The sequence below is a fragment of the Streptomyces sp. JLSY215 genome (assembly GCF_059682825.1).
In genome coordinates this window covers 4,346,021-4,372,907 of sequence record NZ_CM185022.1, presented here as the reverse complement: position 1 = coordinate 4,372,907, position 26,887 = coordinate 4,346,021, and the positions used below count along the sequence as shown (strand labels likewise).

23 protein-coding genes and 2 tRNA genes are annotated in these 26,887 nt (G+C 69.4%); 19 read left to right on the top strand and 6 right to left on the bottom strand.

From position 1 onward, the window contains the following. Window positions 1-134 precede the first annotated feature (134 nt). The 11 genes from dnaN to AC5677_RS19470 all read left to right on the top strand — a co-directional run bounded on the left by dnaN (window position 135) and on the right by AC5677_RS19470 (window position 14,086). Entirely contained in the window at window positions 135-1,265 is a 1,131-nt protein-coding gene (gene dnaN, locus AC5677_RS19520) for a DNA polymerase III subunit beta (protein WP_497196295.1), read from the top strand. Between the two features lie 193 nt (window positions 1,266-1,458). After that, window positions 1,459-2,337, top strand: coding sequence for a phosphogluconate dehydrogenase (NAD(+)-dependent, decarboxylating) (gene gnd, locus AC5677_RS19515; protein ID WP_497196294.1), 879 nt, complete (start codon window positions 1,459-1,461; stop codon window positions 2,335-2,337). Window positions 2,338-2,389: 52 nt separating this feature from the next. Next, entirely contained in the window at window positions 2,390-3,526 is a 1,137-nt protein-coding gene (gene recF / locus AC5677_RS19510; RefSeq protein ID WP_497196293.1) for a DNA replication/repair protein RecF, read from the top strand. After that, the gene (locus tag AC5677_RS19505) at window positions 3,523-4,056 is read left to right on the top strand and encodes a DciA family protein (protein ID WP_497196292.1); all 534 of its coding nucleotides are present in this window, start codon (window positions 3,523-3,525) and stop codon (window positions 4,054-4,056) included. The genes recF and AC5677_RS19505 overlap by 4 nt, the downstream gene beginning before the upstream one ends. A 425-nt stretch (window positions 4,057-4,481) precedes the next feature. Beyond that, window positions 4,482-6,536 (top strand): DNA topoisomerase (ATP-hydrolyzing) subunit B, encoded by a 2,055-nt coding sequence (gene gyrB, locus AC5677_RS19500; RefSeq protein WP_497196291.1) that lies wholly within the window; start codon window positions 4,482-4,484, stop codon window positions 6,534-6,536. Between the two features lie 50 nt (window positions 6,537-6,586). Then, entirely contained in the window at window positions 6,587-9,211 is a 2,625-nt protein-coding gene (gyrA, locus tag AC5677_RS19495; RefSeq protein ID WP_497196290.1) for a DNA gyrase subunit A, read from the top strand. Between the two features lie 15 nt (window positions 9,212-9,226). Then, a complete protein-coding gene (locus AC5677_RS19490; RefSeq protein WP_497196289.1) occupies window positions 9,227-9,922 on the top strand; it encodes a DUF3566 domain-containing protein in 696 nt (231 codons plus the stop codon). 89 nt (window positions 9,923-10,011) lie between these two features. Beyond that, window positions 10,012-10,085, top strand: a tRNA-Ile gene (locus tag AC5677_RS19485). Between the two features lie 232 nt (window positions 10,086-10,317). Beyond that, entirely contained in the window at window positions 10,318-10,452 is a 135-nt protein-coding gene (locus AC5677_RS19480) for a DLW-39 family protein (protein ID WP_003958712.1), read from the top strand. Window positions 10,453-10,745: 293 nt separating this feature from the next. Further along, complete coding sequence (locus AC5677_RS19475; protein WP_497196288.1) at window positions 10,746-12,677, top strand: vWA domain-containing protein; 1,932 nt, start codon at window positions 10,746-10,748, stop codon at window positions 12,675-12,677. Next, a complete protein-coding gene (locus AC5677_RS19470; protein ID WP_497196287.1) occupies window positions 12,671-14,086 on the top strand; it encodes a hypothetical protein in 1,416 nt (471 codons plus the stop codon). Before AC5677_RS19475 ends, AC5677_RS19470 begins: the two co-directional genes overlap by 7 nt. Window positions 14,087-14,111: 25 nt before the next feature. Here AC5677_RS19470 and AC5677_RS19465 read toward each other — a convergent pair whose 3' ends face one another. Both AC5677_RS19465 and AC5677_RS19460 read right to left on the bottom strand, forming a co-directional pair. Beyond that, the gene (locus AC5677_RS19465; RefSeq protein WP_497196286.1) at window positions 14,112-15,464 is read right to left on the bottom strand and encodes a serine/threonine-protein kinase; all 1,353 of its coding nucleotides are present in this window, start codon (window positions 15,462-15,464) and stop codon (window positions 14,112-14,114) included. A gap of 41 nt (window positions 15,465-15,505) precedes the next feature. Beyond that, window positions 15,506-16,054, bottom strand: a complete 549-nt coding sequence (locus tag AC5677_RS19460) for a helix-turn-helix domain-containing protein (RefSeq protein ID WP_497196285.1) — start codon at window positions 16,052-16,054, stop codon at window positions 15,506-15,508. 128 nt (window positions 16,055-16,182) lie between these two features. On the opposite strand from AC5677_RS19460, the gene AC5677_RS19455 reads away from it, so the two are divergent. After that, window positions 16,183-16,255, top strand: a tRNA-Ala gene (locus AC5677_RS19455). 226 nt (window positions 16,256-16,481) lie between these two features. On the opposite strand, the gene AC5677_RS19450 is transcribed toward AC5677_RS19455, so the two are convergent. The 3 genes from AC5677_RS19450 to AC5677_RS19440 form a co-directional block, all read right to left on the bottom strand. Continuing rightward, entirely contained in the window at window positions 16,482-17,825 is a 1,344-nt protein-coding gene (locus AC5677_RS19450) for a (2,3-dihydroxybenzoyl)adenylate synthase (protein WP_497196284.1), read from the bottom strand. A gap of 598 nt (window positions 17,826-18,423) precedes the next feature. Next, window positions 18,424-19,125, bottom strand: coding sequence for a transglycosylase family protein (locus AC5677_RS19445; RefSeq protein ID WP_497196283.1), 702 nt, complete (start codon window positions 19,123-19,125; stop codon window positions 18,424-18,426). Between the two features lie 308 nt (window positions 19,126-19,433). Continuing rightward, window positions 19,434-20,162, bottom strand: coding sequence for a DUF5324 family protein (locus AC5677_RS19440; protein WP_497196684.1), 729 nt, complete (start codon window positions 20,160-20,162; stop codon window positions 19,434-19,436). Window positions 20,163-20,501: 339 nt separating this feature from the next. Between AC5677_RS19440 and AC5677_RS19435 the strand changes: the two genes are divergently transcribed. Both AC5677_RS19435 and AC5677_RS19430 read left to right on the top strand, forming a co-directional pair. Further along, on the top strand, window positions 20,502-21,029 hold the full coding sequence (locus AC5677_RS19435; RefSeq protein WP_497196282.1) for a peptidylprolyl isomerase: 528 nt from the start codon (window positions 20,502-20,504) through the stop codon (window positions 21,027-21,029). A 216-nt stretch (window positions 21,030-21,245) separates the two neighbouring features. Next, window positions 21,246-22,160: a rhomboid family intramembrane serine protease gene (locus AC5677_RS19430; protein ID WP_497196281.1), complete on the top strand. Its 915-nt coding sequence runs from the start codon at window positions 21,246-21,248 to the stop codon at window positions 22,158-22,160. A 271-nt stretch (window positions 22,161-22,431) separates the two neighbouring features. Here the strand turns inward: AC5677_RS19430 and crgA are convergent, their stop codons facing one another. Then, window positions 22,432-22,686, bottom strand: coding sequence for a cell division protein CrgA (gene crgA, locus AC5677_RS19425; protein ID WP_497196280.1), 255 nt, complete (start codon window positions 22,684-22,686; stop codon window positions 22,432-22,434). A 182-nt stretch (window positions 22,687-22,868) separates the two neighbouring features. On the opposite strand from crgA, the gene AC5677_RS19420 reads away from it, so the two are divergent. The 5 genes from AC5677_RS19420 (at window position 22,869) to AC5677_RS19400 (ending at window position 26,884) form a co-directional block, all read left to right on the top strand. Continuing rightward, complete coding sequence (locus AC5677_RS19420; protein WP_497196279.1) at window positions 22,869-23,639, top strand: DUF881 domain-containing protein; 771 nt, start codon at window positions 22,869-22,871, stop codon at window positions 23,637-23,639. A gap of 37 nt (window positions 23,640-23,676) precedes the next feature. Beyond that, a complete protein-coding gene (locus AC5677_RS19415; RefSeq protein WP_497196278.1) occupies window positions 23,677-24,405 on the top strand; it encodes a class E sortase in 729 nt (242 codons plus the stop codon). An 81-nt stretch (window positions 24,406-24,486) separates the two neighbouring features. Continuing rightward, on the top strand, window positions 24,487-24,663 hold the full coding sequence (locus AC5677_RS19410; protein ID WP_403499871.1) for a hypothetical protein: 177 nt from the start codon (window positions 24,487-24,489) through the stop codon (window positions 24,661-24,663). Then, window positions 24,660-25,316 carry an aminodeoxychorismate/anthranilate synthase component II gene (locus AC5677_RS19405; RefSeq protein ID WP_497196277.1) on the top strand — a complete coding sequence of 219 codons (657 nt, stop codon included), beginning with the start codon at window positions 24,660-24,662 and terminating at the stop codon, window positions 25,314-25,316. The genes AC5677_RS19410 and AC5677_RS19405 overlap by 4 nt, the downstream gene beginning before the upstream one ends. After that, window positions 25,313-26,884, top strand: coding sequence for a class E sortase (locus tag AC5677_RS19400; protein ID WP_497196276.1), 1,572 nt, complete (start codon window positions 25,313-25,315; stop codon window positions 26,882-26,884). The genes AC5677_RS19405 and AC5677_RS19400 overlap by 4 nt, the downstream gene beginning before the upstream one ends. The last annotated feature ends 3 nt before the right edge of the window (window positions 26,885-26,887 follow it).

Below are 26,887 nucleotides of genomic sequence, written 5' to 3'. Positions count from 1 at the left end.
CCGGACCGGGCCGAGTCGACTTGACCCCGAGCCGCACCGACTGTCGGCGGCGTGCGTCAGACTGGTCTCCGGCAACCCAGCCGACGAAGAAGGCCAGCAGGGCGCAAGCCAGCAACAGCAGGAGGCGGTTTCCGGTGAAGATCCGGGTGGAGCGCGATGTACTCGCGGAGGCAGTGGCCTGGGCGGCCAAGAGCCTCCCGGCCCGTCCGCCGGTGCCCGTCCTCGCGGGCCTGCTGCTGAAGGCGGAGGAAGGCGCACTGAGCCTCTCCGGCTTCGACTACGAGGTGTCCGCGCGCGTTTCGGTGGAAGCCGAGGTCGAGGAGGAGGGCACGGTCCTCGTCTCCGGCCGGCTGCTCGCCGACATCTGCCGCGCACTCCCCAACCGCCCGGTGGAGATTTCCACCGACGGTGTACGGGCGACCGTGGTCTGCGGCTCTTCCCGCTTCACCCTCCACACCCTGCCTGTGGAGGAGTACCCGTCGCTCCCGACGATGCCCACCGCCACCGGCACCGTCCCCGGTGAGGTCTTCGCCGCGGCCGCCGCCCAGGTGGCCATCGCCGCCGGCCGCGATGACACGCTCCCGGTGCTCACCGGCGTACGGATCGAGATCGAGGGCGACACCGTCACCCTGGCCTCCACAGACCGCTACCGCTTCGCGGTCCGCGAGTTCCTGTGGAAGCCGGAGAGCCCCGACGCCTCCGCCGTCGCCCTGGTCCCCGCCAAGACGCTGCTGGACACCGCCAAGTCGCTGAGCAGCGGTGACACCGTCACGCTGGCGCTGTCCGGCTCGGGCGCGGGCGAGGGGCTGATCGGCTTCGAGGGCGCCGGGCGCCGTACGACCACGCGGCTGCTGGAAGGCGATCTGCCGAAGTACCGCACGCTCTTCCCGACGGAGTTCAACTCCGTCGCCGTGATCGAGACCGCCCCGTTCGTAGAGGCCGTCAAGCGTGTGGCGCTGGTGGCCGAGCGGAACACCCCGGTGCGGCTGAGCTTCGAGCAGGGTGTGCTGATCCTGGAGGCCGGCTCCAGCGACGATGCACAGGCTGTGGAAAGGGTGGACGCCGATCTGGACGGCGACGACATCTCGATCGCCTTCAACCCGGGCTTCCTCCTGGAGGGGCTGTCGGCCATCGACTCCCCGGTGGCGCAGCTGTCGTTCACGACGTCCACCAAGCCCGCGCTGCTCAGCGGCCGACCCGCCAAGGACGCCGAGGCGGACGACGCGTACAAGTACCTGATCATGCCGGTCCGGCTGAGCGGCTGACGGCTGGGAACGCGGCCCGTGGCGGAGCCGCTGCGGGCCGCGGACCGAGCGTCCGGCCGCTCATCGGAGCCCTTGCGGCGACTGGCCGGCAGGCCCCCCGATGAGCGGCTGAGCCCACAGCTGTGCACGAGGTCGCGGGCGTAGGCTCGGACCCGGGTACAACAGCAACGACTACGTGCAAAGAGGGTCTCTGATGGAGCTCGGTCTCGTCGGTCTCGGCAAGATGGGCGGCAATATGCGCGAGCGCATCCGCCGCGCCGGCCACACCGTCGTCGGATACGACCGCAACCCGGACCTGGCTGATGTCAACAGCCTCAAGGAGCTGGTGAACCAGCTCAAGGGTCCGCGGGTCGTCTGGGTCATGGTGCCGGCCGGTGCCGCCACCCAGTCGACGATCGACGAGCTGGCCGAGCTGCTCTCGCCCGGCGACATCGTCGTGGACGGCGGCAACTCCCGCTGGACCGACGACGAGAAGCACGCCGGGGAGCTCAAGGCCAAGGGCATCGGCTTCGTCGACTGCGGCGTCTCCGGCGGCGTGTGGGGCCTGGAGAACGGCTACGCGCTGATGTACGGCGGCGACAAGGACGATGTCGCCAAGGTGCAGCCGATCTTCGACGCCCTCAAGCCCGAGGGCGAGTTCGGTTCGGTGCACGCCGGCAAGGTCGGCGCCGGTCACTTCGCGAAGATGGTCCACAACGGCATCGAGTACGCGATGATGCAGGCCTACGCCGAGGGCTGGGAGCTGCTGGAGAAGGTCGACTCCGTCACGGACGTGCGCGAGGTCTTCCGCTCCTGGCAGGAAGGCACGGTCATCCGTTCCTGGCTGCTGGACCTGGCCGTCAACGCCCTCGACGACGACGAGCACCTGGAGAAGCTGCGCGGCGTCGCCGCCGACTCCGGTGAGGGCCGCTGGACGGTCGAGGCGGCGATCGACAACGCCGTGCCGCTGCCCGCCATCACGGCCTCGCTCTTCGCGCGCTTCTCGTCCCGCCAGGACGATTCCCCGCAGATGAAGATGATCGCCGCGCTGCGCAACCAGTTCGGCGGCCACGCGGTCGAGAACACGAAGTAACTCTCAGCAACAGCACGGAGCAATCAGCCGGGGGAGGTCGGCGCACCAAGCTATGCACGTCACGCATCTCTCACTGGCTGACTTCCGCTCGTACGCCCGGGTCGAGGTCCCGCTCGACCCGGGCGTCACGGCTTTTGTGGGCCCCAACGGGCAGGGCAAGACCAATCTGGTCGAGGCCGTCGGGTATCTGGCGACCCTGGGCAGCCACCGTGTCTCCTCGGATGCCCCGCTGGTACGGATGGGCGCCGAGCGCGCGATCGTCCGGGCCGCGGTCGTCCAGGGCGAGCGGCAGCAGCTGGTGGAGCTGGAGCTCAATCCGGGCAAGGCGAATCGCGCCAGGATCAACCGGTCCTCGCAGGTCAGGCCGCGGGATGTGCTGGGGATCATACGGACGGTGCTGTTCGCGCCTGAGGACCTGGCGCTGGTCAAGGGGGACCCCGGGGAACGGCGGCGCTTCCTGGACGAGCTGATCACGGCGCGCTCGCCGCGGATGGCGGGGGTGCGCTCCGACTACGACCGTGTGCTCAAGCAGCGCAACACCCTGCTGAAGACGGCCGCGCTGGCGCGCCGGCACGGCGGGCGGCAGATGGACCTGTCGACGCTGGACGTGTGGGACCAGCATCTGGCACGCGCGGGGGCCGAGCTGCTGGCGCAGCGGCTGGATCTCATCGGCGCGCTGCAGCCGCTGGCCGACAAGGCGTATGAGCAGCTGGCGCCCGGTGGTGGGCCGCTGGCGCTGGAGTACCGCGGCTCGGCCGGCGAGGCGATGGCCGCCGCCACCACGCGTGAAGAGCTGTACGAGGTGCTGCTGGCGGCGCTGGGCGAGGCCCGTAAGGGAGAGATCGAGCGCGGGGTGACGCTGGTCGGCCCGCACCGAGACGATCTGGTGCTGAAGCTGGGGCAGCTCCCGGCGAAGGGCTATGCGAGCCACGGCGAGTCCTGGTCGTATGCGCTGGCGCTGCGGCTGGCCTCGTACGACCTGCTGCGGGCCGAGGGCAATGAGCCTGTGCTGGTCCTCGACGACGTCTTCGCTGAGCTGGATGCGCGGCGGCGGGAGCGGCTGGCCGAGCTGGTGGCTCCGGGCGAACAGGTGCTGGTGACCGCCGCGGTCGACGACGATGTGCCGGGGATGCTGGCCGGGGCGCGCTATGCGGTGTCCGGCGGCACCGTGGAGAAGGTGACCTCGTGAGCGAGGAACAGCCCGACCGGCCGAAGCCCCCGGAGCTGTCCGGTGTGGATCTGGCCCGGCAGGCCCTGGTCGCCGCCAAGGAACAGGCACGTGCACGAGGCGCGGCCCTGCAGCAGAAGAAGCAGGCCAAGCGTGGCGGGCTGCGTTCGGGGGCACGGGCGGACGGCCGCGATCCGTTGCCGCTGGGTGCGGCGATCAACCGGCTGATCACCGAGCGCGGCTGGGAGACCCCGGCGGCGGTCGGCGGGGTCATGGGGCGCTGGCCGCAGCTGGTCGGGCCCGAGGTGGCGCAGCACTGCGAGCCACAGCGGTACGACGAGGACGCCCGTGTGCTGACGGTGCAGTGCGATTCGACGGCATGGGCGACGCAGCTGCGGCTGCTGGCGCCGCAGCTGGTGGCGCGCCTCAACCAGGACCTGGGCCAGGGCACGGTCAAGCTGATCAAGGTGCTGGGGCCCGGAGGCCCCGCGCGGCGCTACGGGTCGCTGCGGGCGCCCGGCAGCAAGGGGCCCGGGGACACCTACGGCTAGGCCCTGTGTGACGAGTCAGGCCCTTGGTCCGGCCATGGACGGATGGCGGTGTTTCACAGGAAGCGATGTTTCACGTGAAACAGCCGCCCTGCCCCGCTTACGGACCGTTTCACGTGAAACAGTCCGCGGCTCCATGAGCCCTGTAAACACATGAGGCGGGTGAGACTCCGCTCACGGTAGCCGGCGGTTGACAGCCGGAAGCGCTGAGTGCCCGTGTGAGCGTCCTGAGGCCCCTTCTCGAATATGGGGAGTCGGCGGACGTCAGTTCAGGGCGGCACATGACGACTCAGGTGCCTGCAAACCCCCATGAGTGTCAGCGCTACCGGTAGACTGGTGGCAATCCCGCCCACTCGCGGAACATGTCGAACGACGCAGCCGTTCTCGCCTGTCTTTTCTGGGGTTGCCCCGCAGGCGCGGAAGGGCTTGTGCTGTGCCAGAAAGGGCGCTTCGTGGCCGACTCCGGCGACCTCAACGAGAACAACACGGCTTCTACTGAAGAGGGGGTTCCGGCCGACGCCCTGGGCGACTCCTCGGTGGAGAAGTCGTACGACGCCAGCGCCATCACCGTCCTCGAAGGCCTGGACGCGGTCCGTAAGCGCCCCGGCATGTACATCGGCTCGACCGGCGAGCGCGGCCTGCACCACCTCGTGCAGGAAGTCGTCGACAACTCCGTCGACGAGGCGATGGCCGGCCACGCCGACACCATCGACGTGACGATCCTGGCCGACGGCGGCGTCCGCGTCGTCGACAACGGCCGCGGTATCCCGGTCGGCATCGTGCCGTCGGAGAACAAGCCGGCCGTCGAGGTCGTGATGACGGTGCTGCACGCCGGCGGCAAGTTCGGCGGCGGCGGCTACGCGGTCTCCGGTGGTCTGCACGGCGTGGGTGTCTCGGTCGTGAACGCGCTGTCGCAGCGGGTGGCGGTCGAGGTCCGCACGGACGGCCACCGCTGGACCCAGGACTACAAGCTCGGTGTGCCGACCGCGCCGCTCGCGAAGCACGAGGCCACCGAGGAATCCGGTACGTCGGTGACGTTCTGGGCCGACGGCGACATCTTCGAGACCACCGAGTACAGCTTCGAGACGCTCTCCCGGCGCTTCCAGGAGATGGCCTTCCTCAACAAGGGCCTCTCGATCGCGCTGCGGGACGAGCGCCCGGCCCATGTGGACGAGGAGGGCAACCCGCTCTCGGTGCGGTACCACTACGAGGGCGGCATCGTCGACTTCGTGAAGTACCTCAACTCCCGCAAGGGCGAGCTGGTGCACCCGACCGTCATCAGCGTGGAGGCCGAGGACAAGGAGCGGCTGCTCTCGGTCGAGCTCGCGATGCAGTGGAACACCCAGTACAGCGAGGGCGTCTACAGCTTCGCGAACACCATCCACACCCACGAGGGCGGCACGCACGAGGAGGGCTTCCGGGCGGCGCTGACGGGTCTGATCAACCGCTACGCGCGGGACAAGAAGCTGCTGCGCGAGAAGGACGACAACCTCACGGGTGAGGACATCCGCGAGGGTCTGACCGCGATCATCTCGGTCAAGCTCGGTGAGCCGCAGTTCGAGGGCCAGACCAAGACCAAGCTGGGCAACACCGAGGCCAAGACCTTTGTGCAGAAGGTCGTCCACGAGCACCTCACGGACTGGCTGGACCGCAACCCCAACGAGGCCGCGGACATCATCCGCAAGGGCATCCAGGCGGCCACCGCCCGCGTCGCCGCCCGTAAGGCGCGCGATCTGACCCGCCGTAAGGGCCTGCTGGAGACGGCGTCGCTGCCGGGCAAGCTCAGCGACTGCCAGTCCAACGACCCGACCAAGTGCGAGATCTTCATCGTCGAGGGTGACTCCGCCGGCGGCTCGGCCAAGTCCGGCCGTAACCCGCAGTACCAGGCGATCCTCCCGATCCGCGGCAAGATCCTCAACGTCGAGAAGGCGCGGGTCGACAAGATCCTGCAGAACAACGAGGTCCAGGCGCTGATCTCGGCCTTCGGCACGGGCGTCCACGAGGACTTCGACATCGAGAAGCTCCGCTACCACAAGATCATCTTGATGGCGGACGCCGACGTCGACGGACAGCACATCAACACCCTGCTGCTCACGTTCCTCTTCCGCTTCATGCGGCCACTGGTCGAGGCCGGACACGTCTACCTCTCCCGCCCCCCGCTGTACAAGATCAAGTGGGGCCGGGACGACTTCGAGTACGCGTACTCCGACTCCGAGCGGGACGCGCTGATCGAGCTCGGCAAGCAGGCCGGCAAGCGCATCAAGGACGACTCGGTCCAGCGGTTCAAGGGTCTGGGCGAGATGAACGCCGAGGAACTGCGCGTGACCACGATGGACATCGACCACCGTGTCCTCGGCCAGGTCTCGCTGGACGACGCGGCCCGCGCGGACGACCTGTTCTCGGTGCTGATGGGTGAGGACGTCGAGGCACGCCGCTCCTTCATCCAGCGCAACGCCAAGGACGTCCGCTTCCTCGACATCTGAGCCCGGTCGGCCCTCACAACAGCCGCCGCTCGAAAGGACTTTGAACAGCAATGGCCGACGAGAATCCCCCCGTGACGCCGGACGGTGTGACCCCCGAGGGCGCGCCCGCCGCCATCGAAGGCGTAGGCATGCGCGTCGAGCCCGTCGGGCTCGAGACGGAGATGCAGCGCTCCTACCTCGACTACGCGATGTCCGTCATCGTCTCGCGTGCGCTGCCGGACGTACGGGACGGCCTCAAGCCCGTCCACCGCCGCGTCCTGTACGCGATGTACGACGGCGGCTACCGCCCCGAGAAGGGCTTCTACAAGTGCGCCCGCGTCGTCGGCGACGTCATGGGTACGTACCACCCGCACGGTGACACCTCCATCTACGACGCCCTCGTGCGCCTGGCGCAGCCGTGGTCGATGCGGATGCCGCTGGTGGACTCCAACGGCAACTTCGGTTCCCCGGGCAACGACCCGGCCGCGGCCATGCGGTACACCGAGTGCAAGATGAAGCAGCTGTCGATGGAGATGCTCCGGGACATCGACGAGGAGACCGTCGACTTCCAGGACAACTACGACGGCCGTAACCAGGAGCCGACGGTGCTGCCGTCGCGCTTCCCGAATCTGCTGATCAACGGCTCGGCCGGTATCGCGGTCGGTATGGCCACCAACATCCCGCCGCACAACCTGCGTGAGGTGGCGGACGGTGCCCAGTGGGCGCTGGCCCACCCGGAGGCCTCCAACGAGGAACTGCTCGACGCCCTGATCGAGCGGGTCAAGGGCCCGGACTTCCCCACCGGCGCGCTGGTGGTGGGCCGTAAGGGCATCGAGGAGGCGTACCGCACCGGCCGCGGCTCCATCACGATGCGCGCGGTGGTGGCCGTCGAGGAGATCCAGAACCGCCAGTGCCTGGTGGTCACCGAGCTGCCCTACCAGGTCAACCCGGACAACCTCGCGCAGAAGATCGCCGACCTGGTCAAGGACGGCAAGATCGGCGGCATCGCGGACGTCCGCGACGAGACGTCCTCGCGGACGGGCCAGCGGCTGGTCATCGTCCTCAAGCGGGACGCGGTCGCCAAGGTCGTCCTCAACAACCTCTACAAGCACACCGACCTCCAGACCAACTTCGGCGCGAACATGCTCGCCCTGGTCGACGGGGTGCCGCGCACGCTGTCGCTGGATGCGTTCATCCGTAACTGGGTCAACCACCAGATCGAGGTCATCGTCCGCCGGACGAAGTTCCGGCTGCGCAAGGCCGAGGAGCGGGCGCACATCCTGCGCGGTCTGCTCAAGGCCCTGGACGCGATCGACGAGGTCATCGCGCTGATCCGGCGCAGCGAGACGGTCGAGGTGGCGCGCGAGGGCCTGATGGGCCTGCTGACCATCGACGAGATCCAGGCGAACGCGATCCTGGAGATGCAGCTGCGCCGGCTGGCCGCCCTGGAGCGCCAGAAGATCACCGCCGAGCACGACGAGCTGCAGCGCAAGATCAGCGAGTACAACGCGATCCTGGCCTCGCCGGAGCGCCAGCGCCAGATCATCAGCGAGGAACTCGCCGCGATCGTCGAGAAGTTCGGCGACGACCGGCGCTCCAAGCTGGTGCCCTTCGAGGGCGACATGTCCATCGAGGACCTGATCGCCGAGGAGGACATCGTCGTCACGATCACCCGTGGCGGCTATGTGAAGCGCACCAAGACCGACGACTACCGCTCGCAGAAGCGCGGCGGCAAGGGTGTGCGGGGCACGAAGCTCAAGGAAGACGACATCGTCGACCACTTCTTCGTCTCCACCACCCACCACTGGCTGCTGTTCTTCACGAACAAGGGCCGGGTCTACCGCGCCAAGGCCTACGAGCTGCCCGACGCGGGGCGCGATGCCCGCGGCCAGCACGTGGCCAACCTCCTGGCCTTCCAGCCGGACGAGCAGATCGCGCAGATCCTGGCGATCCGTGACTACGAGGCCGCGCCGTATCTGGTGCTCGCCACCAAGGCCGGCCTGGTGAAGAAGACGCCGCTCAAGGACTACGACTCGCCCCGCTCCGGCGGTGTGATCGCGATCAACCTGCGCGAGCAGGAGGACGGCAGCGATGACGAGCTGATCGGCGCCGAGCTGGTGTCGGACACCGACGATCTGCTGCTGATCAGTAAGAAGGCGCAGTCGATCCGGTTCACCGCGACGGACGAGGCGCTGCGGCCGATGGGCCGGGCCACGTCCGGCGTCAAGGGCATGAGCTTCCGCGAGGGAGACGAGCTGCTCTCGTTGAATGTGGTGCGTGAGGGTACCTTCGTGTTCACTGCGACGGACGGTGGCTACGCCAAGCGCACCGCGGTGGACGAGTACCGCGTCCAGGGCCGCGGTGGTCTCGGCATCAAGGCCGCCAAGATCGTGGAGGACCGGGGTTCGCTGGTCGGCGCCCTGGTGGTCGAGGGGACCGATGAGATCCTCGCGATCACCCTGGGTGGTGGCGTGATTCGTACGCGGGTCAACGAGGTCAGGGAGACCGGCCGTGACACCATGGGCGTCCAACTGATCAACCTGGGCAAGCGAGATGCCGTTGTCGGCATCGCACGGAACGCCGAGGCCGGTCGTGAGGCCGAAGAGGTCGACGGGGTCGATGAGACCGAGGAGACCGAAGAGGCCGCAGGGACCGAGCCGGCGGCGGCCGAGGGCGAGCAGCCCGCGGCGGAGTAGCACGAGGAGTAGGTCGTGAGTGGAGCCACGGGCGCTGCAGCGGGTGGACCGGGAGTCAAGAAGGGCTCCTCGTCCGGACCCGCGACCGTGACGGAAGACGGCGCCCGTGGCTCTGCCGCGTCCGAAGGCCCCCGAGACGAGGGCTCCAACCAGGGGGGAACCGTGACCGATACGCGTCAGCCGCAGCCGCAACCCCAGCAGCAACCGCAGCCGCCGCAGCAGCAGCCCCACGGCGGCCAGGGGCAGCCGTACCAGCCGCCCCAGGCCTACCGCACCGGCGGCGGCACGGGAGGCGGCCAGGCCGTGCGCAAGCCCCGTACGAGTGCCGGCACGGTGCCGCGTACTCGCAAGGCCCGGCTGCGGGTGGCGCGCGCCGACCCCTGGTCGGTGATGAAGGTCAGCTTCCTGCTGTCCATCGCGCTGGGTATCTGCACGGTGGTGGCCGTTTCGGTGCTGTGGATGGTGATGAACGCGATGGGCGTCTTCTCCACCGTCGGCAGCACCATCAGCGAGGCGACCGGCTCGGGCGACGGCGGCGGATTCGATCTGCAGTCCTTCCTGTCGCTGCCGCGGGTGCTGCTGTTCACGTCGGTCATCGCGGTGATCGATGTCGTGCTGGCGACGGCGCTGGCCACGCTGGGCGCGTTCATCTACAACCTGTCCGCGGGCTTGGTGGGCGGGGTGGAGCTCACCCTCGCCGAGGACGAGTAGTGCCCCTGGTGGAGGGCCCTTCGAGGGTCCTCGGGAACCGATTTTGGGAACGCCTCTGAAGTGCGCTAATCTTCTGGTGCAGCGAGCGAGCGGCTATAGCTCAGACGGTTAGAGCGCTTCCCTGATAAGGAAGAGGCCCCAGGTTCAAGTCCTGGTAGCCGCACTGCACACTCGGCCCGGCCGGAGATCTCTCCGGCCGGGCCGATGCGTTTGTGGCGTGCGGGGGAAATTCTCGATGCCGCCCGATTCTCCGTACGGAAAACGGAAGTTGAGCCTCCTGCGAGGTCAGGGCGCCGGTTGTAGCCGGGCTCGGCCTAGATAACCGAACGGTATCGGTCGGTGTGTATCATCGGCCGACATAGGTCCCCTACGTCAACGAAAGACGAGGTCGCGCGGTGAAGAAGCTTCTCCTGGTCGCACTGGCCGCCATCGGCGGGCTCCTCGTGTACCGCCAGATCCAGGCGGATCGCGCCGAGCAGGATCTGTGGACGGAGGCGACCGACTCCGTGCCCGCAGGTTCGGGTGTGTGAGACCCCAACGCACAGCAGTTTGTACGAACCCCGGTTGCCTTAGGGCGGCCGGGGTTTCGTGCGTCGTGGGGGTGGTCCGGGAGCGGTGGCATGATGCCGGGCGCGGGTGTGTCGCGGTGGGCCGCTGCTGTTGCAGGGCTGTGACGGCGAGCCCCTTGAATTTGCGGTAGCACATTACTAACTTGCAGTAGCAAAGTTGAAGTGTGTGGCATCGCGGTATGCGTTGACGTGCGGGTGTGCGGGTGCGTTGATGTGCGGAAAGTGACACGCGGTACGCAAGGGGGACGACGGACATGGCACGACGACGCCGCAGGGGGGCGGTGGCGTTGCTCGGCGGACTGCTGCTGGCGCTTGCCGCCGCGCCGCTGCAGACAACGCCGGCCACGGCGGCGCCACCGGCCGCGCCGCCCGCCGAGGGCACCGGCATGGTGATGGTGCTGGACTCCTCCGGCTCCATGGCCGAGAAGGACGGCTCCGGCAGCACCCGGATCGCGGCCGCCGGTAAGGCCGTCGGCACGGTCGTCGACGCGCTGCCGGACGGCTACCCGACCGGCCTCAGGGTCTACGGCGCCGACAAGGCCAGGGGCTGCGACGACACCCGCCTCGCCCAGCCCGTCTCCCCGCTCGATCGTGCGGGTCTCAAGCGGGCCGTGGCGGCGGTGCGGCCCAAGGGTGACACCCCCATCGGGCTGTCCCTCGAAAAGGCCGCCCAGGACCTTCCCAAGGCCTCCGACGGCTCGATCGGCAGGCGCACGATCCTGCTGATCTCCGACGGCGAGGACAACTGCCAGGCGCCGCCGCCCTGCAAGGTCGCCGCTCAACTCGCCGCCTCCGGCGTCGATCTGCACATCGACGCCATCGGCTTCGAGGTCGCCGGCAAGGCCCGGCAGCAGCTGGAGTGCGTCGCGAAGGCCGGCGGCGGCCAGTACTTCGACGCCCCCGACGCCAAGGCGCTCGCGCGACAGCTCCAGCGGGCCGGGCAACTCTCCGCGGCCGGCTACCGGTTCGACGGGACCAAGGTCCGGGGCACGCCCACCGAGTCCAATGCGCCCGGTCTTGCGCCGGGGAAGTACCTGGACAGCATCGGGCCCAACCAGAAGCGCTACTACGTCACCGACCTGGACGCGGCCTCCACAGCGGACTTCTCGGCGACCGTGGTTCCGCGGCCCGGGGCGCCGGTCGGGCTTCTCGACTCCCTGCACACCGAGATCGTCCACGGCATCGGCAGCACCTGCGGGTCCACCACCGAACTGTTCGGACAGCGGCAGAGCGCCAAGCCGCTCACCTCAGGCATCAGCCGTGTTCCCTCGGAGAAGGGCACCGCTCCCTGTGACAGGGCGGGCCGTTACTGGTTCGTCGTCGAGCGCAAGGCTCCCAAGGGCTCGAAGGCCTCGCCCTGGCCGCTCGAGGTGATGTTTCACGTGGAACATCCGCTGGATAAGGGCGTCACGCCCGCGCAGTCGGAGCCGGAGTACGGAGCGGGCGGCAAGGACGCCCTACTGCCCACCGGCACCCCCGAGGCCGTCAACGGCGGCACCGGCTTCAACGACGCCCGCGCTCTGACCCAGGGCGTCTGGCGGGACAAGATCCTCCCCTCGCAGACCCTCTGGTACAAGGTGCCGGTCGGCTGGGGCCAGCAGCTGCGCTACGACGTGGAATTCGCCAATGAGCGCAGGGTCGAGGGCCATAACGCGGTCACCTCCTACGGCGGCACCCAGGTCTACACGCCCGCGCGGGCACCGGTCGGCAGTGGCACGGGGGAGTTCGACACACAGGTGGCCTACACCGGGCAGCCGGCCTCGCTCAGCATGGGGACGGTCCCCGTCGCCTGGACCAACCGCTACGAGAGCGGTACCAACGTCGTGCCCGTGCACGACAAGGGCAACTTCTACATCGCGGTGTCGCTCAGCGCCCAGGCCGCCGAGATCGCGCGGAACCCGGGGATCGGCGTGGTGCTCCGGGTCGCCGTACTGGGCAAGGAGAAGTCCGGTCCGGAGGCCGGTGCCGGCGTCGTCAAGGGCGACGACACGGGTGCTTCCGGGGCTTCGGCGGACGGCCCGCAGAACGACAGGGGAGGGTGGCCGGCGGGCCGAGTGGTCGGGGTCGTCGCAGGCGGTATCGGCGTACTGCTGCTGGCCGGACTCGCGTTCGCCTTCCTGTGGGCCCGCCGGAAGCAGCGGCCCAGCGGCGGCGACGCGGATGCGATGAGGGGTGGCTCGTGGTGACGGGGCGTGGGACGCACACGGGGCTGGTCATGCTGGCGGCGCTGGGCATGGTGGCGGTCCTGCCGGGAGCGGTGGGGGTGGCCTCCGCGGAGAACGTGCCCACCTACAAGACGGCGAGCGACGCCACCCCGGTCAACGGCGCCGCCACCACCACGGACGCCCCAACCCTCACGCCCGGACGGTACACCGACAAGATCAAGCGCGGCACAGAGAAGTTCTACACCGTCGCGCTCGACGCCAAGTCCAGCGCCTACTTCTCGGCGGTCGCCGTGCCCAGTCCCGGCAGCAAGGTCGAGGAATACAAGGACAAGCTGACCATCAGGGTCCAGGACACCAACCACAACACCTGCAGTTCGCAGACTTCGCCGACCTTCCACGCCGGCGAAACGGCCTACCCCATCGGCGACTACGCCAGCCGTGACATCGGCGAGGACAAGACGGAATGCCAGGAGGCCGGTCCGTACTACGTCGTGGTGACCCGCGAGGGATCGTCCACGTCCGGACCCGCTGACTGGGACATCGAGTTGAGCTACGTCACCGAGCCCGCGCTGAAAGGCAGAACGCCCGCCGCGCCGGACGACGGCAGCTGGAGCACCAAGCCCCCCGCGCCGCGCACCGACCCCACCAAGCGCAAGGTCAGGGGCAGTGGCGGTACCGGATTCAATGACGCGCTCCCGGTCTACACCGGCGTGTGGACGGACCGGATCAGGCCCGGCGAGACCCGCTTCTACCGGGTGCCGGTCGACTGGGGCCAGCGGCTCAACCTGTGGGCGGAGCTGCCGAACGCGACCTCGTCCGCCGGCGGCGGGTTCCTCGCGGACGCCCTCGGGCTGAGTGTCTTCAACCCCGCGCGGGGTGCCGTCGTCGACGACAACTTCGCTTTCTACGACGCCAGAGGCACCACCGCCAAGACGTTCACCGCCCCCGTCGCCTACGGCAACCGCTTCAAGACCACCGAATCGGTCAAGGCGATGAGGTTCGCCGGCTGGTACTACCTCGAAGTGACCCTGAACTCCAAGGCCGTGCGGTACTTCCCCAAGGGTGCCGACATCACCCTGCGAGTCGACGTACGGGACCGTGCGACGGCCGGACCGGCCTACTCCGGGCCCGCCCCCGAGTTCACGGTCACCGACGAGGAGCAGGAGATGGCCAGGAAGGGCCAGACCGAGCAGGAGGCGGAGAAGAGCGGCACTCTGCGGACGGTGGCCTACGCCGGCATCGGCACGGGTGTCGTACTGCTGCTGGGACTGGGCGCGTGGACGCTGATTGCCCGGAACAGGGCCGCAGCCGCCGCAGGAACGCCCGCGACGGCCGGGCTGCTCCCCCACCAGGCCGAGCAGCCCACACAGCCCAAGCATCCCCAACAGGGCGGCCGGCAAGGGCAGTCCGGGCCTCCGCAGGGCTGGTAGGCGCCCCGCCTGCCGGGGCGGTGGGTCAGGAGACCGACAGCGCCCAGACGCCCACCGCGATGCACAGCAGCGCGACGATCAGCACCGGGACCGCCACCTTCGCGGGCGGTCCCGGCCGCCGTGCCGGCACCGCAGCGGGCCGCGCGGCGACCGGAGCGCCCGCGGGTGCCTGCTGTCCCAGGGCCGCGGCCGGCGGCTGACCGGGAACGGGATACGGGCCCGCGGTGTACGGCCGGGTCGCGGCAACCTCCGGCCGGACGGCCGCCGTCGGCTCGTACGCCCGGACCGGGGCCGGCGTCGGCGCGGCCGGTGCGGCGGGCATGCCCTGGGGCGGGGGCGTATCACCCCATGGCGCGCTCGGCAGGGGCGTCGGGGTCGGCGGGGTGCTGGGCTGCGGCGGCACCGGCAAGCTCTGCTCCGGCGGCGCGAGCTGGAAGCTCCCGGTGTCCGACAGTGAGCCCTGGCCGGTGGCCGCGTCCTCGGACGTGCCCTTGGAAGCCAGGGGACCGGCCGGCCCGAACCCTCCCGGCAGCGGCCCGATGTGGTCGAAGACCTCGACGACCTCGTCCTCGATCGTCGTCTCCGGCAGCAGCTCGGCCGCCGACAGGACCGCCTTGCGCGCCCCCGTGGCCGTCTTGAACCGCGACTCCGGGTCCGGGTGCACCAGACCGGCCAGCACCTGCCACAGCGGTTCCGGCACGCCCTCAGGGGCGTTGGGGATGCCGCGCTCGGCGAAGTGCCGGATCAGCGCCTCGGAGTCCGGCTTGGTGCCGGTGATCAGATAGAGCGCCACCAGACCGACCGCGAACAAGTCGGCCGGGAAGTCCGGCTCGGAGCCCAGCATCTGCTCGGGCGCGAAGTAACCGGGCGTGCCCACCACATAGTTGGTCTCGGTGAGCCGCGGCTCACCCTTGCGCATCGCGATGCCGAAGTCGCTCAGCCGCAGATGCGGACGGCCCGTGCCGGTGGCCTCCAGCAGGATGTTCGCGGGCTTGATGTCCCGGTGCACCACCCCCTCCGCATGCACCGCGGTCAACCCGGCCAGCAGCTGGTCCAGCAGCGTGCACACGAACCGCGGCGGCAGCGGACCGTAGTCGCCGATCAGATGCGCCAGCGAGCCGCCGTTCACCAGATCCATGGTGAACAGCACCTTGTCGTCGTCCGCGGCCCAGCTCGCCGGGGCCAGCACATGCGGATGGTCGATCCGCAGCGCCTGTTCCCTCACGAACCGCAGCAGGGTGTGCGCATCGCTCTGTTGCAGGACCTTGGCCGCGACATAGCGGCGCCTTCGCTGGTCCCAGGCGCGCCAGACGGCACCCACACCGCCTCGACCGATCGGGTCGACCAACTCGTACCGACCGGCGAAGATCTCACCCATGACGCCCCGTCCGCTCCCGAACTCCGCAAGCTCCGCTGTGGCTAGCTCTGGTGCGCCTCATAGTGCGCCACCGCGTCCGCGGTGCGGCCGGCACCGTAGACCCTGAGGAACTCTGCCAGTTCGGGGTGAGTGGGGGCGAGGGTGTTCGCCGCATCGATGATGTCGCCCGCGTCGGAGACCGAGCGCAGCAGCGACTGGATCTCGCGCACCACGCGCCGTACGGTCGTGGCCCCCGTCGACGACGTCTGCTGCGTGGTGTTGTTGAGCACCGAACCGCCGGCCGTCTTCTTGATCTCGTCCATCCGGTCGGTGGCCTCGGCGGCGCTGACGCTGCCGTCCGCCACCTGTCCGGCCAATTCCTGCAACGCCTGGACGCGCTGGACCACCGCCGGGTTGCCTATCTTCGCGCGCTGCCCGCTCATCAGCTGCGACAGCATCGGGGCGGACAGACCGAGTACGGCGGCGAGCCGGGCCTGGTTGAGGCCGAGATCATCGATGAGACGGCGGAACAGCGCACCCAGAGGCTCCCCGTACCAACTGCGCTGCAGCTCCCGAGCCCGCGCGGTGGCTTCCTGCTGTGCTGCGTCCATACGTCTCCCCTGTCTCCCCGGTCCCGCTTCGCTGCCGCGAATCTCGCGAAGCATCCTACGGAGAGTGGCGGGGTGCGGCGATACCCGGTCGGGAAACCGGTTGGGGACCAGGTACCCTGGTCCGCGAAGGGGCCTTAGCTCAGTTGGTAGAGCGCTGTCTTTGCATGGCAGATGTCAGGAGTTCGACTCTCCTAGGCTCCACTTCTAGATACCCCTCTGACCTGCGGAAACGCAGTCAGGGGGGTTCTTTTGTCCCGATTTCCCGTGCGTGTCCGCGGGATGTGCTTGCCGCCTGTCCGATGCGCTGATCGCGACGGCCGCCCCGGATCATCACGACCTGCCTGGTCACAGCGGGCAGGCAGGCCGTGACGAGCCGCGTCAGACGCAGCCGCAGACGCAGTGAGCCGAGGCCGCGGAGGCCGGAGTCCTAGAGGCGGCCGGTCACCACCAGGTTGCCGTCCGGGGTGCGCCGCGCGAGGCCGCCGGTGCGGAAGTAGCCGTCGGTGGTGAAGGAGCGTGCGTTGTGGTCGGGCGCCCGGTAGTAGCCGCGCAGGGTGTACGGGCCGCGGGCGAGGAGTTCGCCGGGCTCCCCGTCGGGCACGTCCTTGCCGTCGGCGTCGACGATGCGGATCTCATCGTCGGGCGAGAGCGGGCGGCCCTGCGTGGTGAGCACGGTCTCGTCCGGATCGGTGGGCCGGGTGAGCGTGAGCGGCCCCTCGGCCATGGCGAAGACCTGCTGCAGGCGGCAGCCCCATTCGGGGCCTATCCGTTCGGCGGTCGACCGCGGCAAGGGCGCGCCGCCGATCTGCACGAGACGCAGGCTGCTCAAGTCGGCCTGGACCGTGGGAAGTACGTCGAGCCAGAGCTGCGCGGCCTCGGGCACCACCGATGTGAGGGTGACCCGCTCTCGTTCGATGAGCGCAAGGCATTCGGCGGGTTCCAGGTCCTGCGCCAGGACGACGGTGCCGCCTGCGGACAGGGTGCCGACGATGCCGGGGCAGCCGAAGGTGAAGGTGAACCCGGCCGGCAGTGCGGCGAGGTACACGTCGTTCTCGGTGAGCGACACCAGCTCGGCGGCGGCCCGCGCCTGGTAGGCGTAGTCGTTGTGGGTGCGCGGAACGATCTGGGGCGCCGCGGCGGTGCCGCCGGAGAGCAGGAAGAACGCCACCTGGCCGGCGCTCTGCGCCCGTGTCGGCGCCGGCGGGGCGTCGACGGAGCCCAGCGGGAAGTAGTGGCAGCCGGATATGTCGGTCGTCAGGCCGCCGTACGGGGAGGAGGTGCCCGGCGGCTCAAAGGTGAACACACGTCGTAGGAAAGGCCCTTGGCGCGCGATGTCCGCGGCCATCGCCTTGTGGTCGAAGCCCCGGTACGTCGAGGGACCGACATAGCCGACGGCCTCGGTGACCTGCACAAGGCGTGACACTTCGGACGTGCGGTCCGAGACCGGGCAGAACACGGGCAGCGCGCCGATGCGCATCAGCGCGAATGCGGTGATGACGAACTCGGGAACGTTCGGCAGCTGGACGACGACCCGTTGGCCGGGCCGGAGGCCGCGCAGCCGGAATCCGGCGGCCGTGCGGTCCACGCGCCGGTTCAGGTTCGCGTACGTGATGCGGGTGTCGCCGTGCACGAGCGCGGTCCGCGGTCCGTACTGCAGGGCCCAGTCACGCAGCAGGTTGTCCAGCGTATTGCCACGCCAGTGCCCGGCCGCCCAGTAGCGGTCGACGAACTCCTCGGGCCAGGGCGTGCAGCCGTTGAGCAGGGATGTCATGCGCTTCCTTCTGTACCGGATTCATCACCGGAAGCCGTGTGGGGTGCGTTGCGCCGTGACGGGGCGGGGCAGCGGAGTCCGGCCGCCCAGGCCACCGGGTCACCAGGTCAGGGCCGGTTCAGCGCAACGGTGGCCGCCAGGGGGAGCCGGGCTCCCGGCGACAGTCGGGCCTGCCGGTGTTCAGCCAGGTCGACGTCGCAATGCGACCCCATATCGCCCCCCCCTTTTCGACGCCGGGGAGTGATTCCGCCGTCTTGATCTCGGCAATCCAATCCCTCAACACCCCTACGGGCAATGCGCTTTCTCAACCATGGACGCTGAATTCCCTCAGCAGAAAGTCCAATGAGCGCCGTTGACCAGGAGGGACGGTCGGGGATCAGGCCGACTCGGCCTTGGGGGAGCGAGGTCGGCACGGTGGGCGGCCGGTGGAATCACGGGGCAGGGGGAATTCTGATGCGCCGGGGAGGCTGAGGGGTTGAGAGAAAGCCAGGTGCTGCGAGGTGCCGGCCGGTTACCGGGGCTGCCGCCTCCGGTAACCGGTCCAGGTCACCAATGCAGGTCACGGATGCAGGTCACCGGTGCAGATCACCGGTGCCGATCACTGATGCAGAAGCAGCTGCTGCCCCGGGTAGATGTGGTCCGGGCCCTCGTCGAGCGTCTGCTTGTTCAGGTCGTACAGGGCCTGGGCGCCGCCGTGAATCTGCTGACTGTTCGCGATGACCGAGAGGCAGTCGCCCCGCTGTACGACATAGGCGCTGCGGGCATGGGAGCCGGAGGCCTTGTGGCTGCGCTGGTGCGTCGGGGCCTGGGTGGCCGAAGGGGACCGATGGGTCCGGTGAGACTGATGTGTCTGGTGCGTCTTACGTGAGTGGTGTGTCGCCGACGAGTGCCGGTGGGGGGTGACGGCCTTCTCGTAGCCGGTGGCCGAGTCGTCGGAGTCGAAGAGGCCGAAGCGCCCGCAGTTCGGCCACGGGGCCAGGCCACGCTCCTCGGCGATGCGCTCGCCGACCGCGATCTGCTCCGACCGGGAGGCGAGGTCGGCGCGGGGCGCGTAGCGCCGGCCGCCGAATTCCTGCCAGGTGGTGCCGTCGATCTGGAGGCCGCCGTGGTAGCCGTTGCCGGTGTTGATGTGCCAGCGGCCGCTGCTCTCGCAGTGGGCGATGCGCTCCCAGTTGGTGTCCTCTGGAGCCGTTGGCGGCGCGGCCGCGACGGCCTGGCCGGCGAGGCCGGGGGTGCTCAGCAGCACGATCAGCATGGACAGGATCGCTTCGACGGACCGTTTGGCGACGTGCGACGACATGACGGTACTCCTCCGCTGTGCTCCGGAGCGGTCGCGGACGCGATGCACGCCACGACCGGTGGGCAGGGACGAGGTAACCGGCCAATATGCTTTTCGGCACGTTTGACGGCCCTGAAGGCGCGTGTTTCACCTGCCTGGACGCAGGGTTCTGACGGAGCGTGAGGGCCTACGGGCGGCGCCTCGGGCCCGCGGCCGGCCGCCCCGGTCCTCGGGCCGGCCCCCGTGCCGCCAGAAGCGCCAACGGGCCGTGCCCGCCGCCCTGTTGAAGGGGAGGCGGGCACGGCCCGTCGTGAGGGTGCCGAGTGGCGTCAGGTGGCGTTGCCGCCGCGCTCGTCGGCCTCGTCCTCGGCCTGCTTGGCCTGGACCTCGGGGTCGAGGGAGGCGCCCTCGCTGCCGTCCACGGCATTGAGGCGGCCGCGCTCGCCGACCTCGGTGGGGGCCGGCGGCTCGACCAGCCAGTCCGGGTTGGCCTGCTTGTCCCACCACTTCCAGGCGGCAACCGCGGCACCCACCGCGAGGCCCAGGATCGCCAGGCGCTTGGCGGCCTTGCCGGCGCAGGCGCGGCGGTGGTGCTTCTTCTGGAGCTTGGCGATCTCGGCGGCCGTCACCTGCCCGCGCAGCGCGGCCAGCGCGGCGCTGCCGCGGGCCAGCGCCTCGTCGCGTACCGGCTCGGCGGCGGCACGTGCGGTGCTCACCGCGTGCTCCAGCCGCGGCGCGGTGTACTCGGCGGTCTGCCGGGCGGCCTTGCGGGTGCGGGCGGCGGCCCGGCAGGCCGCGGCGTCAACCTTGGGCGGCAGGGCGTCACGGGCGTGGTCACGGGCGTGCTCGAGGCGCGGCTGCAGATGCGCGTCGTACTGCGAACGGGCCTGGTGCGCGGCTTCGACGACCTTGGGCCCCATGCGGGTGCGTGCCTCGTGGGCGTAGTGCACGGCGGCGTCCCTGGCCGTTCCGGCATACGGAGCCACCACCTCCGCGGCGTGCCGCACGCTCTCCCTGGCCGTACCGGTCGCGGCGCGCACGCTGTCCTTGCGGGTCACGGGATCCTCCTCCTCGGTGGCGTGTCCGGGGCTGTGGGGGTGGTCCCCCATGTCTGCTGTGTCGCCTGTCCACCCGGTTCAAGATCATGCCCGCTCAGATGTCGTACGGCATGTGCGAGCGGGCATCCGGGTCATTGGGGACCTTCCGGAGCCTTGTGACGACAATGCCACGGTTTGCCGCCCGGCGCGCCCGGTTCCGGTGGCCCGACGTACCGAGTGAAACCCGGAGTAACCGCGAGAAGTCAGTACGAGGGCGTCAGAGGGTGGCAGTCGCGGGACGGGCGGTCCGGTCCGTGCGAGGATCGGTAACCGCCAGTGAAGACTGATGGAAGGTAGATCGTGGCTGAACAGCTCTACGCCACCCTGAAGACCAACCAGGGCGACATCGAGATCCGGCTGCTGCCGAACCACGCCCCCAAGACGGTCAAGAACTTCGTCGAGCTCGCCGGCGGCGAGCGGGAGTGGACGCACCCCGCGACCGGCAAGAAGTCCACGGACAAGCTGTATGACGGCACGGTCTTCCACCGTGTGATCAGCGGTTTCATGCTCCAGGGCGGCGACCCGCTCGGCGACGGCACCGGCGGTCCGGGCTACCAGTTCGCCGACGAGTTCCACCCCGACCTGGCCTTCAACAAGCCCTACCTGCTCGCCATGGCGAACGCCGGTCCGGGCACCAACGGCTCGCAGTTCTTCATCACCGTCGCGCCGACCGCGTGGCTGACCGGCAAGCACACCATCTTCGGTGAGGTCACCAACGACGCCAGCAAGAAGGTCGTGGACGCCATCGGCAACACCCAGACCAACCCGCGGACCGACCGTCCGCTGCAGGACGTCGTCATCGAGACGGTCGTCATCGAGACCCGCTGAGCGGGTCCCGCGGCCCGACGCCGGACCGGTAGCGTCCCGCTCGGGGAACCATTGCGCCCCGCCCGGTCGTAGACATAAGGCGGGGCGCGAAGCTCGTTGCGGGCGGTGGCCGGGCGACGGGCGGACGGGCCGCGAAGCATGTTCAGGGGCTGGTGGCGCCGGGTGACGGGCGGTGTGTGGACGCTCCCCAGACGGAGACGAAGGACGAGGGGACCGATGGACCAGGTGCCAGGCAGCCCGCAGGAGCCGAAGGACGCCCACGGCGGCGACGGCCTGTCGGCGTGCTACCGCCATCCGGACCGTACGACCGGCATCCACTGCACCCGCTGCAACAAGCCGATCTGTCCGGACTGCATGATCAGCGCCTCGGTCGGTTTCCACTGCCCGGACTGTGTACGCGGCGGCAGCGGCACCGGCCACTCGGCGTCCGCGACGGCGCCGCGCACCATCGCGGGCGGCACCATCGCCGCCAATCCGCGGCTGATCACGTTGATCCTGATGGGCATCAACCTCGCGGTATTCATCGCGGTCTACATCGCGTCCAAGACGGACGGCAACCGGCTGCTGGGCGATCTGGTCATGCTCGGCCGCACCCCTCCCGGATACCTTCCCCAAGGTGTCGCGGAAGGCGAGTGGTACCGCCTGGTGACCGCGATGTTCCTGCACCAGGAGATCCCGCACATCGCCTTCAACATGCTCTCGCTCTGGTGGCTGGGCCCGCCGCTGGAGGCGGCGCTGGGCCGGCTCCGGTTCATCGTCCTGTACATGCTCGCCGGCCTCGGCGGCAGCGCCCTGTCGTATCTGCTCGCCCCGCCGGACGCGGCCTCCCTCGGCGCCTCCGGCGCGATCTTCGGGCTGCTGGGCGCCACCGCCGTCCTGATGCGCCGGCTGAACTACGACATGAAGCCGGTACTGATCCTGCTCGGCCTCAACCTGGTCTTCACCTTCGCCTGGCCGAACATCTCCTGGCAGGCGCACATCGGCGGCCTGGTGGTGGGCGCCGCGGTGGCGTACGGGATGGTGCACGCGCCGCGCGAGCGCCGGAATCTGGTGCACACCGCGACCTGTGTGGTGGCGCTGCTGGCCATCGTCGCCGTGGTGTGGGTACGGACCCTCCAGCTGGTCGGCTGAGCGGGTCGCACAGCTTTCGGGGACTCCCGGCGCCAAGTTGTCCACAGTGCGTGGTGGATCTTGTGCAAGCTGTGGGGAACACCCATTCGTTGCGGCGCTGACCTGCGTTTCCCCAGTCGGGACACGGGGACGCGGGTGTCGGGAGGTGGTCGACGCCGGTCACACCGGCGTCAACCGCCCGAGGGTTATCCACAGATCTTCTGAAGTTTTCCCCGGCTGTGGATAACCGTGTGGATGGCCTTGGGCAGGACTTGCCAAGGCCGGATGCGCGCTACTTCCACTGAGTGGAGACGCCGAAGCCCACCGCGATGAAGCCGAAGCCGCACACGATGTTCCAGTTCCCCAGGGCCTTGACCGGAAGGTCACCCTCGGAGACGTAGAAGAGCACGATCCAGGCGAGTCCGATCAGGAACATCGCCAGCATCAGAGGCGCGACCCAGCCACGGCCTGAATTCATCTTCAGACTGGTGGTCTTCGCCGGCGGCGGCGTGAAGTCGTCCTTCTTGCGGATCCGTGACTTCGGCACGAGGAACACTCCTGTCGATGCGCTGCTCCCCCCACCCCGGGCGGCGCTCGAGCGGGCGGTGCCCCCACCTGCGCGGGGGCGGTACGGAAGGGGTGCCGGGAGGGGAAACGGTGGGGCGCGATTCCTCGCCGCGGCGTCCGTTAGCGTAGTGCTTCCGCGGCGTCGTAAGGAGTAAGGGTACGTTGAGCAATTCCGCTGACTCCCCAGGTCGCCCCGCCCGCCCCCGTCTGCGGCCGGTACGGCTTCTGACGCTCACGGTCTTCGCGCTCGCCGGACTGCTGTTCTGGCTGAGCTTCGACACCGCCCGCGGCACCAACCTGCGCTCGGACGACTCCATGCTGCGACTGTCCGACCTCATCGAGGAACGCAGCCACAAAAACGGTGCCCAGGACGACCGTAACGCCGCCCTGCGCCAACGCGTCGACGCCCTCGCCCAGCGCGACAACGGCAGCTCCAAGGCCGAGGACGCCAAGCTCAAGGCGCTGGAGAAGAACGCCGGCACCAAGCCGCTGACCGGCCCCGGCGTCACCGTCACCCTCACCGACGCCCCGCCCAACGCCACCGCCAAGATCCCCGGCATTCCCGAGCCGCAGCCCAACGACCTCGTCATCCACCAGCAGGACCTGCAAGCCGTGGTGAACGCCCTGTGGCAGGGCGGCGCCAAGGGGATCCGGGTCAAGAACCAGCGGCTGATCTCCACCAGCGCGGTGCGCTGCGTCGGCAACACCCTGATCCTCCAGGGTCGTGTCTACTCCCCGCCGTACACGATCACCGCCGTCGGCGACCGCGCGGCACTGAACAGGGCGCTGACCGCCTCCCCCGCCATCCAGAACTATCTGCAGTACGTGAACGCCTACGGCCTCGGCTGGAAAGTCGACCAGCACGAGGCGGTGACTCTTGCCGGCTACTCCGGCACAGTGGATCTCCACTACGCACAGCCTGTGAAGCCGTAGCCCGCACGCCGCGGGGGCGGCGGGAGGGCGGAGCCCCATGCCACTGCGGAGCCGAACAGCGCTGCCGAGCCGGACGACGGTGCGCTGGATCGTACGGACGCTCAGCGAAATCTGCGTCACCACCGGCACACTCATCGTGCTCTTCGTCGTCTATGTGCTCTTCTGGACCGGCGTACGGGCCGACAGCGCGATGGACGGCGAGATCGGCAAACTCCAGGAACGGTGGTCGACCGCCCCCGTCGCCTCCCACGACAACGCCCCCACGCCCACCCGCGCCAAGCCGCCCGGCCCCTACACACCGGGCGCCTCCTTCGCCGTCATGTACATCCCGCGCCTCGGCGCGGACTGGGCCAAGCCCGTACTGGAAGGCACCGCGACCGGCACCCTCCGACGCGGCCTGGGCCACTACGACCGCACCGCACGGCTCGGCCAGGTCGGCAACTTCGCCGTCGCCGGACACCGCCGCACCTACGGCGACCCCTTCAAGGACTTCCCGCGGCTTCGTCCCGGCGACGCCGTGGTGCTGACCGACGGCACGACCTGGTTCACCTACCGCATCGACAACCGCCCCTACACCACACTGCCCGGCGACATCGGGGTGATCGACCCCGTACCGGAAAAATCCGGCTTCAACGGCCCCGGACGCTATCTCACGCTGACCACCTGCGAGCCGGAATGGGGCCACAGCCACCGGCTGATCGCCTGGGCACACCTGGATTCCACCCAACCCGTCGAACAGGGAAGGCCATCGGCTTTGAGCGGCTGACCCACCAGCGCCCGCCCTCGCCCTTTAGTCTGGTGGGGCAATCGACATCGTCATCGGCATCGGCAAGGGGACAGCGAGCGCATGTACGGCTGGATCTGGCGGCATCTGCCGGGCAACGCATGGGTGAAGGCGCTGATTTCACTGGTGCTGGTGCTGGCGATCGTGTTCGTGCTCTTCCAGTACGTCTTTCCGTGGGCGGAGCCTCTGCTCCCCTTCAACGACGTCACGGTCAATGAAGGGATGGCGGCACTCCGATGACCGCACGGATCCTCGTCGTCGACAACTACGACAGCTTCGTCTTCAACCTCGTCCAGTACCTCTACCAACTCGGCGCCGAGTGCGAGGTACTGCGCAATGACGAGGTCGCGCCGCGGCATGCCCAGGACGGCTTCGACGGCGTTCTGCTCTCGCCCGGACCCGGCACACCCGAGCAGGCCGGCGTCTGCGTCGACATGGTCCGGCACTGCGCGGAAACCGGCATCCCGGTGTTCGGCGTCTGTCTGGGCATGCAATCGATGGCGGTCGCCTACGGAGGCGTGGTGGACCGGGCCCCTGAGCTCCTGCACGGCAAGACCTCGCTCGTCGTCCACGAGGGCGCCGGGGTCTTCTCCGGCCTGCCCTCTCCCTTCACGGCCACCCGCTACCACTCCCTGGCCGTCGAGCCCGACACCATTCCCGACGACCTGGTCGTCACCTCCTGGACGGAGGCCGACGACGTCCCCGGCGGACGGATCGTCATGGGCCTGCGGCACCGCGAACTTCCGGTGGAAGGCGTGCAGTTCCACCCCGAATCCGTGCTGACGGAGTGGGGGCACAAGATGCTGGCCAACTGGCTGGTGGAATGCGGTGACGAAGAAGCCCTGCGGCGCTCTGTGGGACTTGCCCCGGTGGTCGGCAAGGCGGGCGCGTGACGCCCCTGCGCCCGGAGCGTGAAGGGAGACCCTATGAGCCGTACGAGTCGGCGCAGTCCTATGCGCACGAGCAGCCCCCTGCGGCTCAGGAGCCATACGACCCACAGGATCCCTACGGCCGCCCCGACGCGTTCGAGGCGGCCGTAGGGCAGCTCAGCGACCCCCTGAACGACCCGCTGCCGGGCCAGGCACCGCAGGCGCCAGAGCCCGGCCCCGCGCCGTACGAGCGACCCGGGCGGCCGGCCCCCCGCACCGCGAGCGCCGACTCGCCCTGGCTCCCGCCGCACCGCGGGACGGAACGGCCCGGCGTGCCGGATCCACAGCCCGCACCCGAGCTGCCCACCCACGAGGGCACACCCCGCCGGCAGCGCACCTTCGGGCCCGAGTCGGCCGCCTCCGACCAGAGCCAGGGATACGCCCGGAGCCAGGGCCACGGCTACGGACCCGGCCACGAGATCTATGCGGCCGCCGAGCCGGCTCCGGAGCCGTACACCACATCGAAGCCCCCGTCCCCCGCCTCCCCGTCTCCCTCCTCCCCACCGCCCGGCTCCGGGCCGCAGCGGGACGACGAGACCATGGCGCTGCGCCAGGCAGAGGAGCCCGCTGCGCCCCGCGGCCGCAGGAAGAGCGCGGACGGGGATGACGTTTCACGTGAAACATCCGCCCGTGAAACCGATGATGTTTCACGTGAAACGTCGGCGACACCGGCACCCGGAGGCCGTGCGGCCCGGCGTAAAGCCGCGCAGGAGGCCGCCAAGAGGGGCGGCAGACGCGGCCGGCACGGCGGCGGGGCCTCCGCAGCCACAGCGGCCGCCAAAGCCGCCTCCGTCCCCGAACCGCCCCCCGCCCCCACCACCCGGCTGGAGGCCCGCCGCGCCGCACGCGCAGCCAAGGAAAGCCTCAGCCTGATCGTCAGCCGCGCCGTGGGCGAGGTGTTCATCTCCCTCGGCGTGCTGATGCTGCTGTTCGTCACCTACCAGCTGTGGTGGACGAATGTGATGGCCGACGAGGAAGCGGGCGGCGCCACCACCACCCTCCAGCACCAGTGGGACAAGGGCGGTGGGGAAAAGAAGAATCTCGCGGTCGGCGAGCGCTTCGGCATCATGTACATCCCGAAGCTCGATGTGAAGGCGCCGATCGCCGAGGGTATCGACAAGCACAATGTGCTCGACCACGGCATGGTCGGCCACTACGACAAGAGCAGCGGGATCAAGACCGCGATGCCCTGGGACAAGAAGGGCAACTTCGCGGTGGCCGCCCATCGCAACACCCATGGCGAGCCGTTCCGCTACATCAACAAGCTCACCAAGGGCGACAAGATCATCGTCGAGACCCAGAGCGCGTACTACACGTACGAAATGGAGAGCATTCTCCCGCAGACGTCTCCGAGCAACACGAGCGTGATCGGACCCGTACCGCCCGGCTCGGGATTCACCGCTCCCGGCCGCTACATCACGCTGACGACCTGCACCCCGGAATTCACCAGTACCTTTCGGATGATCGTCTGGGGCAAGATGGTCGACGAGCGTCCGCGGAGCAAGGGCAAACCGGCAGCGCTCACAGGCTGAACG

What these genes read in the sequence shown, in the direction of transcription:
- gnd (WP_497196294.1), top strand. Translation starts at nt 1,459, where the DNA reads ATGGAGCTCGGTCTCGTCGGTCTCGGCAAGATGGGCGGCAATATGCGC.
- recF (WP_497196293.1), top strand. Translation starts at nt 2,390, where the DNA reads ATGCACGTCACGCATCTCTCACTGGCTGACTTCCGCTCGTACGCCCGG.
- gyrA (WP_497196290.1), top strand. Translation starts at nt 6,587, where the DNA reads ATGGCCGACGAGAATCCCCCCGTGACGCCGGACGGTGTGACCCCCGAG.
- AC5677_RS19475 (WP_497196288.1), top strand. Translation starts at nt 10,746, where the DNA reads ATGGCACGACGACGCCGCAGGGGGGCGGTGGCGTTGCTCGGCGGACTG.
- AC5677_RS19465 (WP_497196286.1), bottom strand. Translation starts at nt 15,464, where the DNA reads ATGGGTGAGATCTTCGCCGGTCGGTACGAGTTGGTCGACCCGATCGGT.
- AC5677_RS19460 (WP_497196285.1), bottom strand. Translation starts at nt 16,054, where the DNA reads ATGGACGCAGCACAGCAGGAAGCCACCGCGCGGGCTCGGGAGCTGCAG.
- AC5677_RS19450 (WP_497196284.1), bottom strand. Translation starts at nt 17,825, where the DNA reads ATGACATCCCTGCTCAACGGCTGCACGCCCTGGCCCGAGGAGTTCGTC.
- AC5677_RS19445 (WP_497196283.1), bottom strand. Translation starts at nt 19,125, where the DNA reads ATGTCGTCGCACGTCGCCAAACGGTCCGTCGAAGCGATCCTGTCCATG.
- AC5677_RS19430 (WP_497196281.1), top strand. Translation starts at nt 21,246, where the DNA reads ATGGACCAGGTGCCAGGCAGCCCGCAGGAGCCGAAGGACGCCCACGGC.
- AC5677_RS19415 (WP_497196278.1), top strand. Translation starts at nt 23,677, where the DNA reads ATGCCACTGCGGAGCCGAACAGCGCTGCCGAGCCGGACGACGGTGCGC.
- AC5677_RS19410 (WP_403499871.1), top strand. Translation starts at nt 24,487, where the DNA reads ATGTACGGCTGGATCTGGCGGCATCTGCCGGGCAACGCATGGGTGAAG.
- AC5677_RS19405 (WP_497196277.1), top strand. Translation starts at nt 24,660, where the DNA reads ATGACCGCACGGATCCTCGTCGTCGACAACTACGACAGCTTCGTCTTC.